This window comes from Phocaeicola fibrisolvens (assembly GCF_025567125.1).
GTDB lineage: Bacteria > Bacteroidota > Bacteroidia > Bacteroidales > Bacteroidaceae > Phocaeicola > Phocaeicola fibrisolvens.
In genome coordinates, this window is sequence record NZ_JAOQJI010000024.1 from 12,685 (window position 1) to 29,624 (window position 16,940).

General features: G+C 46.1%; 10 protein-coding genes. All 10 read right to left on the minus strand.

Annotated features, from left to right (window positions below; translation table 11 throughout):
* Positions 1–18: 18 nt before the first annotated feature.
* Complete coding sequence (locus tag OCV81_RS10715) at positions 19–1,959, minus strand: ABC-F family ATP-binding cassette domain-containing protein (protein ID WP_148330004.1); 1,941 nt, start codon at positions 1,957–1,959, stop codon at positions 19–21.
* A 75-nt stretch (positions 1,960–2,034) separates the two neighbouring features.
* Positions 2,035–3,006, minus strand: coding sequence for a bile acid:sodium symporter family protein (locus OCV81_RS10720; protein WP_148330005.1), 972 nt, complete (start codon positions 3,004–3,006; stop codon positions 2,035–2,037).
* A gap of 142 nt (positions 3,007–3,148) precedes the next feature.
* Complete coding sequence (locus OCV81_RS10725) at positions 3,149–4,792, minus strand: fumarate hydratase (protein WP_022352877.1); 1,644 nt, start codon at positions 4,790–4,792, stop codon at positions 3,149–3,151.
* Positions 4,793–4,890: 98 nt separating this feature from the next.
* Entirely contained in the window at positions 4,891–6,438 is a 1,548-nt protein-coding gene (locus OCV81_RS10730) for a TlpA family protein disulfide reductase (RefSeq protein ID WP_262640329.1), read from the minus strand.
* A gap of 12 nt (positions 6,439–6,450) precedes the next feature.
* The gene (locus OCV81_RS10735) at positions 6,451–8,448 is read right to left on the minus strand and encodes a DUF4954 family protein (RefSeq protein ID WP_148330006.1); all 1,998 of its coding nucleotides are present in this window, start codon (positions 8,446–8,448) and stop codon (positions 6,451–6,453) included.
* Positions 8,449–8,460: 12 nt separating this feature from the next.
* A complete protein-coding gene (hflX, locus tag OCV81_RS10740) occupies positions 8,461–9,717 on the minus strand; it encodes a GTPase HflX (protein WP_022352874.1) in 1,257 nt (418 codons plus the stop codon).
* 102 nt (positions 9,718–9,819) lie between these two features.
* Positions 9,820–10,251 carry a hypothetical protein gene (locus tag OCV81_RS10745; RefSeq protein WP_022352873.1) on the minus strand — a complete coding sequence of 144 codons (432 nt, stop codon included), beginning with the start codon at positions 10,249–10,251 and terminating at the stop codon, positions 9,820–9,822.
* A 17-nt stretch (positions 10,252–10,268) separates the two neighbouring features.
* Positions 10,269–11,819: a RagB/SusD family nutrient uptake outer membrane protein gene (locus OCV81_RS10750; RefSeq protein ID WP_148330007.1), complete on the minus strand. Its 1,551-nt coding sequence runs from the start codon at positions 11,817–11,819 to the stop codon at positions 10,269–10,271.
* Positions 11,820–11,834: 15 nt separating this feature from the next.
* Positions 11,835–14,996 carry a SusC/RagA family TonB-linked outer membrane protein gene (locus OCV81_RS10755; protein WP_148330008.1) on the minus strand — a complete coding sequence of 1,054 codons (3,162 nt, stop codon included), beginning with the start codon at positions 14,994–14,996 and terminating at the stop codon, positions 11,835–11,837.
* Between the two features lie 347 nt (positions 14,997–15,343).
* The gene (locus OCV81_RS10760; protein ID WP_148330009.1) at positions 15,344–16,924 is read right to left on the minus strand and encodes a RagB/SusD family nutrient uptake outer membrane protein; all 1,581 of its coding nucleotides are present in this window, start codon (positions 16,922–16,924) and stop codon (positions 15,344–15,346) included.
* Between the last annotated feature and the right edge of the window lie 16 nt (positions 16,925–16,940).

The following is a 16,940-nucleotide window of genomic DNA, read 5'->3' on the forward strand; positions in this document are numbered from 1 at the left end:
TTTTAATTAAGTCTCAAATTATTCTTGCTTCATTTCTTCCAGTTCCGACAAGAGGGAAGTCCATTCGTCCTCCGCGTCTGAAATCTGTTTCTTCAGCTGCTGATGCTGTTCATACAGTTTCATGTCGGAAGCCCCTTCCGGTGTGGCCATCTGCTGTTCCAGTTCCCCTACCTGGCCTTCCAGCTTCTCAATCTTCGCCTCACAATCGGCCACTTGTTTCTCTAATTTGCGGATTTTCTTGTTCAACTCTTTCTGGGCTTCATACGAAAGTTTGTTGTCACTGTCCGGTGTTTCTTCTTTCTTTTCAGGAGCCACCTGAGGCGACTGCGACAACTGAAGTTCGTTCAGGCTCTCCATCTTCTTTTTTTGCAGGAAATCGTAAATGCCGCCGATATGTTCTTTCACCAGACCACCGCCAAACTCATAGACCTTGGTCACCAGTCCGTCGAGGAACTCACGGTCGTGTGATACCACGATGACGGTTCCGTCAAATTCCTTTATCGCTTCCTTCAGCACGTCTTTCGAACGCATGTCCAAGTGGTTGGTCGGCTCATCCAGAATCAGGAAGTTCACCGGCTCCAGCAGCAACTTAATCATGGCCAGACGGCTGCGTTCTCCTCCCGACAGCACTTTCACTTTCTTTTCGGAGGCTTCTCCTCCAAACATGAAAGCACCCAGGATGTCACGTATCTTCAAACGGATATCTCCTTTCGCCACCCGGTCGATGGTGTCGAACACCGTCAGGTTCTCATCAAGCAGCTGAGCCTGGTTCTGGGCAAAATACCCAATCTGCACGTTGTGTCCGATGGTCAGCTTGCCTTCGAAAGGAATCTCATCCATGATGCACTTCACCAAGGTAGACTTACCTTCGCCGTTCTTTCCCACAAACGCCACCTTTTCCCCGCGGTGGATGGTCAGGTTCACATCGTGGAACACCACGTGGTCGCCGTATGCTTTCTTCACATTCTCGCAAATCACCGGATAGTTGCCGGAACGGATGGAAGGCGGGAATTTCAGGCGAAGGGTGGAATTGTCTTCTTCGTCAATCTCGATGGGGACAATTTTTTCCAGTTGCTTGATGCGGCTCTGCACCTGTACAGCCTTCGTGGCCTTGTAACGGAAGCGTTCGATGAAGTCTTCCGTATCTTTTATCTCTTTCTGCTGGTTTTCGTACGCACGCAACTGCTGCTCGCGGCGCTCCTTACGCAACACGACAAATTCATCGTAGGGTACTTTGTAGTCGTAAATCCGTCCGCAGGAAATCTCAATGGTACGGTTCGTCACGTTGTTGATGAAAGCCCGGTCGTGGCTCACCAACACCACGGCCCCCGAACTTGCTTTCAGAAAATTCTCCAGCCACTGAATACTCTCAATGTCCAGGTGGTTGGTCGGCTCGTCGAGCAAGAGCACATCCGGACGGCGCAACAAAAGTTTCGCCAACTCAATACGCATGCGCCATCCTCCACTGAACTCAGATGTCGGCCGGTTAAAATCGCTCCGGTTGAATCCCAACCCCGTCAGCGTACGTTCAATCTCTGCATGGTAGTTGGTACCTCCCATCATCAGGAAACGTTCGTTCTCGTGGGTAAAGCGCTCTATCAGTTCGTGATAACTCTCCGAATCATAATCCGTACGGTCGGCCAGCTCCTGGTTCATCTTCTCCAGCTTCTCCTGCATCTCGAAGATATGCTCAAAAGCCATCTCGGCTTCCGCCATCACCGTACGTGTATCGCTTAAAATCATCACCTGCGGCAAATATCCGATGGTAATACCCCGCTGCACAGCCACCACCCCTTCCGTGGGTTGCTGCAATCCCGCCAGGATTTTCAGCATGGTAGATTTTCCGGCACCGTTTTTTCCAACCAGTGCGATGCGGTCTTTCTTGTTGATAACAAACGATACATCTTCAAACAGGGGAGTCGTTCCAAACTCCACCTTCAATCCTTCTATTGAAATCATGCGAATCTATTCTTCTACATTACAAAGTGACGGCAAAGTTACAACTTTCCGCGCACAGCAATGACAGACAAGCTGTTAATTTTTCAAAGCGTCGGACGCTCCTTCCACCTTGCGCTGCAAATATAGCTGGTAGGAATTGACCACATTGTGCCATACACTGTAGAACCCGGCAGCTACTGCCGTCACGGGAGTGAAGAAGGTATAGCCCATCCAAATGGCGAATACAGTGTTTTTCTGCCCCAAAGCCTGTCCGGAACTGATGGAATCGCCATACTTACGCCCGGCTTTCTTTCCAAAATAGAACTGCAGACCACAGCATACCAGGGAAACGACTCCCAATCCGGCCTGATACCAGAAAGACACGTCGCTGTGGACGATACTTTTTACCGTCACTCCGATAGCCAGAGTCAGGGCTACGGCCCACAAATAGAATGACAGCTCATGATACTGCGCCACCTTGGCATGGACCTTCGGCAGAAGTACCCGCAACAGAATGGCAGCCAGAAACGGACAAAGCAACAACGGGAAGACCTTTCCTAAAATCAGGGTAAACGAACTACCGAAATTCAGTTCCGGATGTGGATGAACCAGCGGAAGCATCAACGGTACCAGAATGGCAGTCAGGATATTAATCAGAATAGTATAAGTGGTCAGATGGGCCGCATCTCCCCCCAGTTTACGGGTGACTACTGCGGCTGCCGTAGCTGTGGGACAAATCAGACAAATCATCGCTCCTTCCACCAGAATGCGGGCCGGGAAATCAGGGAATATCACCAGCAGCAAGCCCAAGACCACAAAACTGATTCCCTGAATCAGCAGCAAACGCAGGTGCCAGGCACACAGTTTCAAATCATGGAGACTGATTTTACAGAACGTGAGAAACAGCATCAGGAAAATCAACACCGGCTGTACAATGTCGATGGCACGGGTCACAAACGGTTTGGTCGGGGCAAGAAAAGGAATACTGACATACACAAAATATAGGATGACTCCCATTGCCATAGCAATCGGAAGCGTCCAGTTTTTACAAAAACGCAGAAAATTCATTTTTAATCCACTATGATGAAACAAATCGGGGGAACAGAATAAAAAAAGGATTTGCAAATCCGGCCATCGACAGGCTACGGTTTGCAAATCCTTTGTATGGTCTCATGCTCTTCCTAGGGAAAGAGCATATCTAATGCTTCAATTATTTACAGTTACCTGTGCAACGAGGTTTGATTTGTTTGAAGAAATCATTACCCTTGTTGTCTACCAGAATAAATGCCGGGAAGTCTTCTACCTCAATCTTCCAGATAGCTTCCATACCCAGTTCCGGATATTCTACACATTCGATGCTCTTGATGTTGTTCTGTGCCAGGATAGCAGCCGGACCACCGATAGAACCCAAGTAGAAACCACCGTGTTTCTTGCAGGCATCTGTCACAGCCTGGCTACGGTTACCCTTAGCCAACATAATCATAGAGCCACCGTGACTCTGGAACAAGTCTACGTACGGGTCCATACGTCCCGCAGTTGTCGGGCCCATAGAACCGCAAGCCATTCCCTTTGGAGTCTTGGCCGGACCAGCATAATAAATCGGATGATCCTTAATATATTGAGGCAAGTCTTCACCGCGATCCAGACGTTCTTTCAGTTTGGCATGAGCGATATCACGACCTACGATAATCGTACCGTTCAAAGACAGACGGGTAGCTACCGGATACTTATCCAGTTCTGCCAGGATTTCCGGCATCGGACGGTTCAGGTCAATCTTCACGGCATTGCCTTCACCTGCCTGACGCAATTCTTCCGGAATCAGTTCGCCCGGATTTGAATCCAGCTTTTCAATCCAGATACCGTCTTTGTTGATTTTGCAACGGATGTTACGGTCGGCAGAGCAAGATACGCCCAGACCAACCGGACAAGAAGCACCGTGACGCGGCAGACGGATGATGCGCACATCGTGTGCATAATATTTACCACCGAACTGTGCACCCAAACCAATGCGATGAGCTTCTTCAAGCACTTGTTTTTCCAGCTCGATATCGCGGAATGCACGACCGTATTCGTTACCTGTAGTAGGCAGTGTGTCATAGAAACGAGTAGAAGCCAGTTTCACTGTCAGCAGATTCTTTTCAGCAGAAGTACCGCCAATCACGAAAGCGATGTGATAAGGAGGACAAGCAGCTGTACCCAAGGTCTTCATCTTTTCTACCAGGAACGGCACCAGCGTAGCCGGATTCAGGATAGCCTTCGTTTCCTGATACAAATAAGTCTTGTTGGCAGAACCACCACCCTTTGTGACGCAAAGGAATTCATACTCCATACCCTGAGTAGCTTCGATATCAATCTGAGCCGGCAAGTTGCAACGAGTATTCACTTCTTCGTACATGGTAAGCGGTGCATTCTGAGAATAACGCAGGTTTTCTTCTGTATAAGTTTTGTACACACCCAAAGAAAGCGCTTCTTCATCACAATATCCGGTCCATACCTGCTGTCCTTTTTCACCGTGGATAATCGCCGTACCGGTATCCTGGCAGAAAGGAAGTACGCCCTTGGCTGCTACTTCTGCATTGCGCAGGAAAGTCAAAGCTACATACTTGTCGTTGTCGCTTGCTTCCGGGTCAGTCAGAATCTTTGCGACCTGTTCGTTGTGAGAGCGGCGCAACATGAAAGAAACGTCGCGGAAAGCCGCATTGGCCATCGCTGTCAAACCTTCCTTTTCGATTTTCAGGATGGGTTTTCCTTCAAACTCGCTTACAGATACATAATCTTTGGTAAGCAAATAGTATTCAGTCGTATCTTTGCCACGTTCAAACATTGGCTGATACTTGAATTCGGGTGTTGCCATATTACATTAAATTAATTGTTAGTTATTGTGGACACAAAGTTACAAAGTATTATCGAAATTTTTCCTTAATTCATCCAAAAAGTTATCGGCAATCCGTTTTACTCTTCCACGGCACGAATCAAGTCTTTCTGCAACACATCGACTCCTGGGAAACCAATATAACGGGCCTGCAGTTTTCCGTCATGACTGATAATCAAATAAGCAGGTATGCCTGTCACTCCATAAGAAGCACACAGATATTTCCACTGTGCCTCTGTCAGCCGGTAGTGTACTCCCGTCATTTTAGACAAAGTAGATTTCCATACATTTTCTGGAGAAGAAGGCCCTGTCAGATAAACATATACAATATCTTTGGAGGACAAACTTTTCTTCAATGGCACCAAAGCCTGCATGCTTTTCCGGCATGGAGCACACCAAGTGGCCCAGAAGTCAATCAAAATGGCACGTCCTTTATGAGGAGCTATAATTTTAGGCAAGATATCTGCCCCTGTCACATGGGAATCCAACGACACAATCACTGCTTCTCTAACCGCGTCCATCCGTTTGGCATTTGCCTGAAGCGACTGGGCCACCGCCTCCACATACGTACGAATCTCCGGAAAATTAACTGACTTTAAAATTTTGCGGTCATCTGAGTTCAAGGAGGAAGATGCAGCCAACCGTGCACACACAGGAACAGCTTTCTGATAATCAGCTTTCAGACGAGAAGCCACTTCCGGGCTTTCCATCATCTTTTTTTCCACAACCCGATATGCCTCCAACGCTGAAGAACGTCCGCCTGCCAGTTCCATATTAATGGTTTCAGCAGCACCATCGAACCATGCCTTCTGCTTCTTCTCATAGTGTTTACCCAGCAACCGGGAAGACGCCATACTTACACGAGGGAGATGAACATAGACCGTTACTTCCTCATCGGGTACCAAAAACAATTGTAAGGTAGCTTCATTCAGCCTCAACGAGGTCAGCGTAGGTTGCAACAATTCTGTTTCCAGATGAAACGAGCCATCCTGACGTACCTTGATACTCTGCTTCCACTCCTCTGGGAAAATTCCATCCTTATATACCAGTTCCGCAAACAAGGACATTCTCGGATCATAGCCCAAAATATACCCGTTTACTACAGCCTTCCCTGACGCCAGCCCCGGTTCCGGAATTTCATTCCGACGCTCAGGTTTATCGGTTGTCAGATAATTTGGCACATATACATACGGTTCCTTGCTGCTTAGCTGAATTCCAAAAATGTTCCATCCCATTTCCGGATCTACAAAGTCAACCTCGTGCACATCCGACCGTATCGGAGCAAAAGAGAGTGTCACATCCAACTTTCCATCCTCTGCAATCACTTCCGGTTCAGTCAATCCATCCACCGAAGCCCCTCCAGCATCGCGAAGCCGTGCAACTCCACCGTCAGCCCATTTTAATGCGGCCTTTGAAGAAAAGACCGCCGGTGTACCGGGCTTTCCATACATCACTACCTCCACCTGTGTCTGCTCATCCGTCAGCACAATCCGCCTGATTTCCAAATCTTCCGTATTCGTCAATACGAAACCCGGATTTTCCATTACCTTTCGTCTGCCGGCCTGAGCTTGTAAGGTTATCCAACATAGGCAAAGCAAGCATAAACAGCCGCATATCCTTCTTCTCATAGACAATCCTCCTTATTCTTTACACAAGCCCTTAATGCGCTCGATAAGTTCATTGCCCAATGCGGTTTTGACCTGAATATGTTCAAGTACTGCGGTCACAAACGGATTGCTTTCGAACACCCCACGTACTTCCTCAAAATCACGTACTTTTTCTTCGCTGCTTCCATCAGCTCCAAATCCGGTCATGGAAGTCAAAGAAAACTCTTTCTTCGCATCCTCGTATACCATCTTGTCCAATCCGACCACCGCTTCCTGCCACTGCCGAACAATGGCTACAATATCCGATGCAGTCACTTTATCTGCCTGCAAACCGTAAAACTCCAGCATTTTTGCATAAGCCCAGGTCCATTCATACGTATAATAATTGGCATGCATTTCTGCAAACCGGTCGTGTATCTCATCCACGGAAGTCAACCGTCCGCACTCAATGTCCTCCATCAGTCGTTCAATTTCACTTTTGGGGGCAATCAAGCCAGAAATATCCACCCATTCTCCCATGCCTACAGAAGTATCCGGCAAAAGCCGCTTCCTTATTTCCTCGTCAGAAGTGAAGCAAATGTTCTCCAGACGTTTAATGACGGAATTCCCCAAGAACTTATGTATGGCTGTTTCATAAAACTTAATGCCCTTGTTCAAGGACGAATTCTTTATTTTCGCACTCTGGTAAGAATAGATTTCTGAAGTCTCTCCCGATACACGGGCCAATTCCTTCAAAATCTGACGTCCAGTCATCATTTTCTGGATAGTATACGGACTCAGCAGGTTATAGTTAATCTGGTCCAGACGGTTCGGGTCCTTACGTTTATCACGCTTAGGCCATTTCTGCGCATCGCGAATGGTTCCCACACTCCGTAAATTTACCCCCGGTACAAGATAAGTCGTATTTTTTTCCTCAATCAAATAAGAGAAAGGAAGGTTAGACGTATCGGGATGTGTCACATGTCTTCCCATTACCAGTGAGAAAGCACCGATACGGGCCGGCCACAGGACATAAGAATCGGAGGTCGTCTTTGCTCCTCTCTCCAGCGTTCCCTGATGAATCGGCCCCAACTTATACATGTGATTACTTTGATTGGACCCCGAGCCTGCATTCATGAATGAAAACATTCCCGCAATCAATAAAGTCGATTTATGGTGTGTCACCGTGAAAGGCCCTGCAAAAATGGCACAAGCCTCTCCGTTTTCTTCCTGACAGTTACTGAAAAACAACGAATCGGATGCAGAGTACGTATGCCCCAAATGACAAGCCTGCCCCACGAAACAGCGCGTCAGCATCGTACCATCCTCTACATGAGAACCACTTGAGATAATAAAATCATCACAAACCACTCCGTAGCCGATGTGTACCGGCGCCGCTTCATTGCTATTCACGCTTCCATTTTTCAAGCGTCCGGCTCCTTCTATCTGACAATAATCACCTATTCGTACATTTTTAATGTATCCCGCATTGACAATTGTCACATGACTGCCAATCGTCCCAGTTTCTGAAGCATGCTTCTCCGCGTATGCTTCAACAATCTGATGCATTTTCTCAATCAATACCGGACGATGACGGTACAACGCCATAATATATGCCTGATGTGCAGACAGCCGGTCGTGAATAATCACCTCACGACCTCCTGTCTCATTCAGGACCGACACCTCCACACCATTACCGAAACGGCTCCGGCAGTCTACCAGAATAATATCCACATTCTCGATAAACGTATCATGCCCAATCTCATAATTGGCAATATAATTCTTCACGTTTTCGATATAACAGTTGTCACCAACAGTCACATTGTGCAACGTAGCATAATACAGTCCGGAATGCTTGGCTATTCCACCAGCCAATGTAAACTCCTTTTCAAAAACTCCCAGCCGTACTCTTCCCGAGAAACGAGTATGATGTACGTAATCCGTACGGAAATTATCGGCTACTTCCACGCCTTTCCAGTCGGAAGCCACGCAGTGCTGTACTTCCAACTGTGCAATTTCCCCTTCTGTCAGTAAACGATAGTGTGATGTCATAATTTTTGTCGGTTATTCTTCGTCGTATGTCTGATATAGAAAATCATTGTAAGGATACTTCTGCACATGCAGTTCCCTTACCTTTTTATATAACAGTTCACGGAACTGTTCAATATTTGTCTTTTCACGTGCAGAGATGAATATACAATTATCATTCAGTTTCGCCATCCAAGTATGCATCAGTTCTTCCAGTGTGATATTCTCCTTTGTCTTCGGAGTCAGGTCGTCTTCCGCCTTTTCCACATACGTATAGGCATCCACCTTATTAAATACAATCATACTCGGCTTACCACCAGCTCCCAAATCGGCAATAGTCTTTTCTACCACCTGAATCTGTTCTTCAAAATCAGGATGAGAAATATCGACTACATGAACCAGCAAATCCGCCTCACGCACCTCGTCCAACGTCGACTTGAACGAATCGACCAGGTCGGTCGGCAATTTCCGGATAAACCCTACCGTATCGGACAACAGGAAAGGCAGATTTTCGATAATCACCTTACGGACTGTGGTGTCCAGTGTAGCAAACAACTTGTTTTCCGCGAACACGTCACTCTTTGCCAGCAGATTCATCAACGTAGATTTTCCCACATTGGTGTATCCCACCAGCGCCACACGAATCAATCGTCCGCGATTCTTACGCTGGGTGGATTTCTGCGTGTCAATCTCAGCCAGGCGCTGTTTCAGCAAAGCCATACGGTTCAAGATGATACGGCGGTCCATTTCCAACTGTGTTTCACCCGGACCACGCAGACCTACAGAGCCTTTACCACCTCCGGCACCGGAACCACCTCCCTGACGTTCCAAGTGTGTCCACAAACGTTGCAAACGGGGAAGCATATATTTATATTGCGCCAGTTCCACCTGTGTCTTGGCATTGGCAGTCTGTGCCCGCATAGCAAAAATATCCAATATAAGCGAAGTACGGTCCAGTATTTTAACTTTCAACTCATTCTCAATATTACGGATTTGTTTCGCCGAAAGTTCATCATCAAAAATCACCATACCGATTTCTGTTTCCTCACTTTCGTTCTGAGCCGCCAGATATTCTTTGATTTCCTGCAATTTACCTTTTCCTACATACGTCACAGAGTTTGGCGTATCCAGTTTCTGAGTAAAACGCTTCACCACCTCTGCCCCTGCCGTCTCAGCAAGGAAAGCCAGTTCGTCCAAATATTCATTGGTCTTACGTTCATTCTGAGTCTGCGTAATCAAACCCACCAGTGCAGCCTTTTCGGTCTGCGCATCCGATATAACAAATTCCTTCATTCAGTGTAAATCTAATTTCTATACGCCACAAATATAAACAAAAAGAGCGCATCTCCTTTCAGATGCGCTCTTTTATTTTTACAAATGGTAATGCCTCCTCCGTTATTTCTGCTGTATCGTAATTTCCGTGCTGGCCTTGGCACTTGGAGAAAGATGAGTACCTTCTTTAAAAGTCAGCACTGCCACATATTTCTTTTTCTCCGAGCGATTCGCCAAACTAAAATTCAACTCCACATAAGCAGCCGGTTCACCATCTTTAAAAGTCACTTCCGGCGTCTGAAGTTTCAGCACATTCTCTGCTACGGCCTTTTCATCAAGAACCACTTGCACTTTAGCCTCACCGTTTCTGCTGGAACGATAGACCGGCACTTTCACTATTCCGGTATTTTCCGTTCCTGTTTCCATCACCTGTTTGGAATTTACAAAAGAAAAAGCCATTTCACTTTCTGCATACACAGCTCCCTCCGCATCCTTGTTGCACGAAGTAGCCATACCTGACAATAAAACTGCAATCGCTAATATATAATTCTTCATTTCATTTCTATTAAAAGTTATCGTACAATAGGATTGTTATCCGAGCTGCTGATATGCTCATTCCCGTCAATTTCAGACTGAGGCAGAGGGAAGATGAACAGCGGAGAAGCCACTCCCGTATTCTTCGTCTGCACGGTTTCCGAATGATTGGAACCCACATATTTGCGGTCATATCCCAAAGCCAGACGCTGCAAATCGAAAATTCTTCCTGCTTCACCCCACAATTCCACACGACGCTGCAACAGAATTTCCTCCATCAACGTACGGACAGACGCATTCGTATTCGAGTTATAAGTTTCCGAGCTTTCACGCTGTGACAGAATGGCTTCATAATTCGCATCCCGAAGCATACCCAGCTGCTTGATTGTGTTCCGTGCCAAATCGAACTTTTTCAGATGACATTCCGCCTCAGCTTTAATCAGCACCATTTCCTCTGCACGCATCAATAGATAGTCACCGGTCCAAGTGGTATAATCGGCCATTTTAAATTTCAATTGGCAATAACTTACCTTAGAGTTGCCCTGTTCATTCTTCTCCAGTTTTCCACGGAACCATTTCATCTTACGCTCATCCGTATTCGACAACAGGTTATATAACCCGGAACTGATACACTGACGGGCTTTCGAACCATACATACCTTTTGCGTCCGCATCCATGTGAGAAAAGAATCCGGCATAGCCCGACGTCTGGTCTTTCGAAATTTCCAGTCCCCACATCACATCGGCAGTCTTTACACTGTTGTTTCCACCCAACGCATCAATCTTCACCAATGAAAGTCCGGGTTTCGCCAAAGCCTCTTCTGCCGCTTCTGCTGCCTCCTTATACTTATGCTGTACCAAGAAAACACGAGCCTGGAAACCTTTAGCCACATAATAGTCAATGTGAGAAATGTGCGACTGCTTCAGTCCTTTCAATCGGTTGACTGCCTCAGTCAAATCCGCATTGATCTGATCGTACACTCCCTGTACCGTACCACGGGGCTTTCCCTCTGTTCCAGCCACTGTCGGCTCCGTATAAAGAGGTACTCCCGGTGCATTCTCATGTCCTACATAAGTCTGCTGGTACAACTGAATCAGATAAAAATAACAAAAAGCCCGGAATGCATACGCCTGCCCCATCAAGCTATTTACCAAATCAGGATCTCCCTCCAACTTTCCATCGTTTGCCAGGATATAATTCAGGTTGCTGATAATCGTGTAATAGAAATTCCACACCGAATAAGAACGTCCCGCTTTTCCGGCATAGTCTCCATGCACATTCAGGCGATAATCCTCATAAAACCATCCCTGTCCCTGTTCGTTCATCAAATGATCTTCTGCCATCAAATCGGCAAACAATTGAATAGCTGTTTGTCCACAATTCTGTGTACCCCAGCCTGAGCTCCATCCGGCAGTGTACAAAAAACGGTATGCACCATTAATCGCGGCTTCCGCATGCTCCGCGTTCTCAAAAACCTGTGTTCCAGACACAGAATTGGTAGGCTGCGTTTCCAGTTCATCCGAGCAGGAAGCCAACAAACCGACTCCTGCAAACGCCAGCCCGCATAAAAAATATTTATTGATTTTCATTGTTGTCTTTTTTCATTAGAATGTTACGTCAATACCAAATGATACAGTTCGCACCGGCACATAACCAAAGCTCGTACCGCCGCTGAAATTGTGCTGAGGATTCATCCCCTTCAGGCAGTTGAACAATACCACATTGTCTGCCGTAGCCGAAAGCCGCAAACGGTTCATGCCCCATTTCTGAATCAACTTATCCGGGAAAGTATAGCCCAGCGAGATATTCTTGATGGCCAGATAAGAAGCATCAATCAAGTCGTTGTTGGTCGTAATATAACTCTTGCCAATTTCGATACGTGGAATATCCGTAATGTCACCGGGCTGTTTCCAGGCACGCTCCAAGTTCTTACTCTTTGCCTGTCCCACATAATTTCCATACATCAAAGTTCTGTACACACCGTCCAGCACCTTACCTCCGATAGAATACGTACAGAGCACAGCCAAATCGAAGTTCTTGTACCGAAATTCATTGTTGAAAGAACCATACAGGTCCGGAATACGGCTGCCCTGGATTTCCTTGCAGTTGGTAGCCTTCGAGGCATCATTCGAGATATAATTCTCGCCTCTTACGCCGTCTTTATCCGTATCCCACACCCAATATAACTGTTCACCTGTAGCCGGATCCACTCCCGCCGCTGTAGCCGTATAAAATGAATTGATAGTCTCACCTTCACGGATGATATAACTTCCATTGATGATTTCCGGCTTATCGGCCAGCTGTAGCACCTCGTTCTTCACGGTCGAACCCATCAGCGTCAGTCGCCATCCGAAATTCGGTTGCTGGAAGATATCGGTGGCGATGCTCACATCCAAGCCACGGTTACGCATGCTGCCAATGTTCTTGTTATATCCGTCAAATCCAAGCGAGGTAGCCATCGGGAAAGACATCAACATGTCTGAAGTCTTGCGCTGGTACCATTCCACACTAAAACTTACACGGTCGAACAAACGGCCTTCTACTCCCACATTCAGGTTGCCGTTCTTTTCCCACTTCAGCCCCTTATTTTCCAAAGAAGACAATGCGGCACCGTTCATCGTATTGTTCGGATAGCTCAGACTATAGAAAGACTGCCATGCATAATAGATGTCATAACCGTTTGAATCGAGCAAACGGTCATTTCCCTGCACACCATAACTAGCCTTCACCGACAGGTTGTTCACCCATCTCACGTTTTTCATGAACTCTTCCTGCGAAATCCGCCAGTTCGCTCCTACCGACCAGAAATTACCCCAGCGGCTTTCCTTGTAAAAACGAGACGACCCGTCGGTTCGGAAACTGGCCGAGAAATAATACTTATCCGCATAATCATAAGACAAACGCGACAATACCGATTCCACTGAATAATTATGGCTATAAGAATCCGTATCCACTACCGTTGTAGCTGCCGCCAGTTCATACAATCCACCAAAAGGGAAACCCGTTTTCTGACCGGATAAATAAGAATAGGTATATTTATAGAACTCATGTCCCACCAGTGCCGCCACATGATGCTTGCCAAAGCGGCGGTCATAATTCAGCAGCTGATTCAGTGTGTAACTGAAAGAGCGGGAAGCACTTTTGGTCAGACGTCCTTTCACGGAAGTCGCATTTCCGTTATAAGGATTATAGTAAGTCATATTATTCCGGTTAATCAAATCGAAACCATAATTCACCGAGAATTTCAAGCCCTGCAAAGGCCCCTCTTTCAGGTTACCCAATTCCATATACATACGGGCGCTCAAGTTATCACTCGTAGTAGAATATTTGTCATCATACAATGTAGCGATGGTATTCCAATCCGCATTGGCACCAGCTGGACGGTTGGTACCATAATCAAACACCGGATTTCCGTTTTTGTCCAACACCGTTTTTCCATCTGCATCCTTTTCATAAACAGGGAAAATAGGTGCCATCAACTGAGCCGTATACCACACATTGGAATTTCCCGATGAGTTTTCCACAGCCGTATTGTTCTCATTGCGCGAATAGCTGGCGTTCATCCCGGCCTTCAACCAGTTTGTCACATCCGAATCAATGTTCATACGGCCATTGTAGCGAGAGAACTGCGTAGTCTTCAGCAACCCTTTTTCGTTCAGATACCCCAAAGAAAACATATACTTTGTCTTCTCATTTCCTCCAGAAAAAGAAGCATTATACTCCTGACGCAAAGGATTGTTCACCATCGCCTCATTCATCCAATCCTCCGAATACTTCAGACGGGCGTCACTGCGCACCTTGCCCGTAGCAGGATCAATCAGTTCCGTCACAGAATAATTGAACGGATTATACTGCTCATTCTGACCGAAAATCGCAGTAGCTCCCGATTTCATAGCCTCCAATGCCGCAACTCCAGCTTCCGCCGGCGAAAGGCCATTGTTATAAATCTGATTGTTTTTATACGACTGGAAAATAGTCTCCAGATACCCCGCCTCATCCATTGTTTCATAGCGGGGAATGGAACGGGACGCCACGCCCCAGTTCGCCTTCAGATTGACATTCACCTTGCCCGACTTTCCTTTCTTCGTTGTAATCATCACTACGCCGTTTGCTCCGCGTGAACCATACAACGCACCTGCCGAGGCATCCTTCAATACCGTCATCGATTCAATGTCATTCGGGTTGATGGAAACCACATCTCCATCATAAGGCACTCCGTCTACCACATACAAAGGGCTTTGAGCCGAATTGATAGAACCATAACCGCGTACCACGACCGAAACTCCCGAACCCGGCTGTCCAGATCCGGAAGTGGTCTGCACACCGGCCACCAGTCCATCCAAAGCCTTCGTGACATTGGCTACCGGTCTTGACGTGATTTTGTCGGCCTTAACCACCGACGCCGAACCGGTAAACGACTCCTTCTTGGCTGTACCATACGCCACAACCATTACTTCATCCAGCTGCTTGGCATCCGACTTCAGCACTACATTTACCACCGATTTCACAGGCACTTCCTGGCTCTGCAAACCGATAAAAGAAACCACCAGAACTTTTGCCGAGGCCGGCACTCCGGTAATTGTAAAATTTCCGTCGATATCGGTCACTGTCCCTACAGTCGTACCCTTTACCAATACCGATGCGCCCACTACCGGCAGTCCGTCTTCATCGGACGTCACATTACCGGTCACTTGAGAAATCTGGGCATTAGACAGACCAATCCCTATCAGGAGAAAGGTCACGAACCACGTGATTTTTTTCTTCATAAAATCTCTCTTTAGTTTAGTTAAGTTAAACAAGTATGTTTTCACAAACGGGTTGCTAAAATAATAAACCAAAGAGAATAAGGCAAACAGAGGGTATTCTTACACTTATTCCACAGGCTGGAGATGAAACAATATTAAAAAGAGATAAATAAATGATTCTTAACGACTTGTATATATTTACCTATATTTATACAAAACGAATATAAATAGAATAAAATTGCATATATTTTGCATTATTAACAAGAAGTTTCAGAAAAATAGACCATATTTTAATAAAATCAAGACAAAAAAAGAGGTATATCCATCAAAAGATATACCTCCTTCTCAATATTAGTCTATCCTACGAATTAAACTGAAGGTTGCGGAGCTGCCGGATTATTGTCGGCTTCCGTAATACCCTTGTTGGTTTCCATTTCACATTGTGGAATACGATAAATCATAATCTGAGACTCTGGCTCCAAATTGAACTGAACAATAGCCGCATAGTTTGTTCCTTTACGAATAATAGGCTTCTTGAGACGCAAAATATCAAATAGAGCAAAGCCTTCACCCCATAACTCCATACGACGCTGCAACCAGATTTCATCCTGCATAGCTTCTGCAGAAGAAGCGTTGCATACATATGACGGATTACGATAAGTTTTCACGAAATTCTCCAATGTCTGTTTGGCCGTAGGCAGGTCCCCAGACATTGCTTCACCTTCCGCCTTAATCAGATACATTTCTTCCACACGCATCAGTGGCCAGTCTTGTGAGTTAGTGGTATTACCCATTACATCCTGATACGGACCAAATTTCACATTGGTATAAGGAGTCAAACCAAAATAATCAATCACAGGAATACCTCCCACCGTTTTATTGTCCACCAAAGTAGAAGTTGTATCCGGAGAAATAAACCACTGTTTGCGGATATCTGTAGCAGGAATCTGATCATACAATGCAGAGCTTACATAACGGAAAGAACCCGTCAGTGTAGTATAACCGTTTCCAGTCAGTGAACACAAGTGAGAAGGCCAGTTGATAATACCTGTGGTAACCACATCATTATCTGGAGTAATCAGCACTCCCCACAACCAAGAATCGGCAGAAGCTGAATTGAATGTCGGACTAGACACTTCACTGAGCGACTGAGGTGTTCCACCTTCAATGGCTTTTGCTGCATCCTTCGCCGCCTCTGCCCAATTCTGCATCAACAAGTTTGCACGAGCTCGCAAACCATAGGCCGTAGCTTCATCTATTTTATCCTTTGATGAACCATTGTCATAACCAGACAACAAAGTAACCGCCTCATTCAAATCTTTCATAATCTGGTCATAAACCTGCTGAACTGTAGCACGAGGATTGTTCTGCATCTCCTCTTCTGTCATATTCTCAGTAATGATAGGCACACACAATGCATCTTCATGCCCTTTATAAGTAAACTGATAAATCTGAGCCAAATTCATTAAATCGTATGCACGAGCCGCCAAGGCCTGCCCACGATAAACCAACATGGTTTCATCTTTCGTACCTTCCGTCAGCACAAGCACATCATTGGCAGTTTTCATGTGATTATAGAAAGTTTTCCAAATCAATTCATCTCCTGCACTTGTATAAAGACGGTCTGAGTAATTCTGCGCCGTTGCAAACCAGTTATAACCTGAAGTCGTACAAGGCATATCCTGTCCACCCTGTTCCAGGAACTGACTTACAGCAGCTACTCCATAGTCATTATGATAGGTATTAGCATCATCTGAAATTGTACCGAATGTATTCAATTTCGCAGCCATCGCATTGACACCTGCCACAACCATATTCGGACGCTTACTTATAATCTCCTCGTTCTGCCCATCTCCTACATACTGGCCTTCCGGAAGCTTATCCAGGTCACAGGAAGCCAGACATAAGGCAGCACCTACGAATACCAAATATTTATTTGTCTTTTTCATACGTTCTAAAACATTT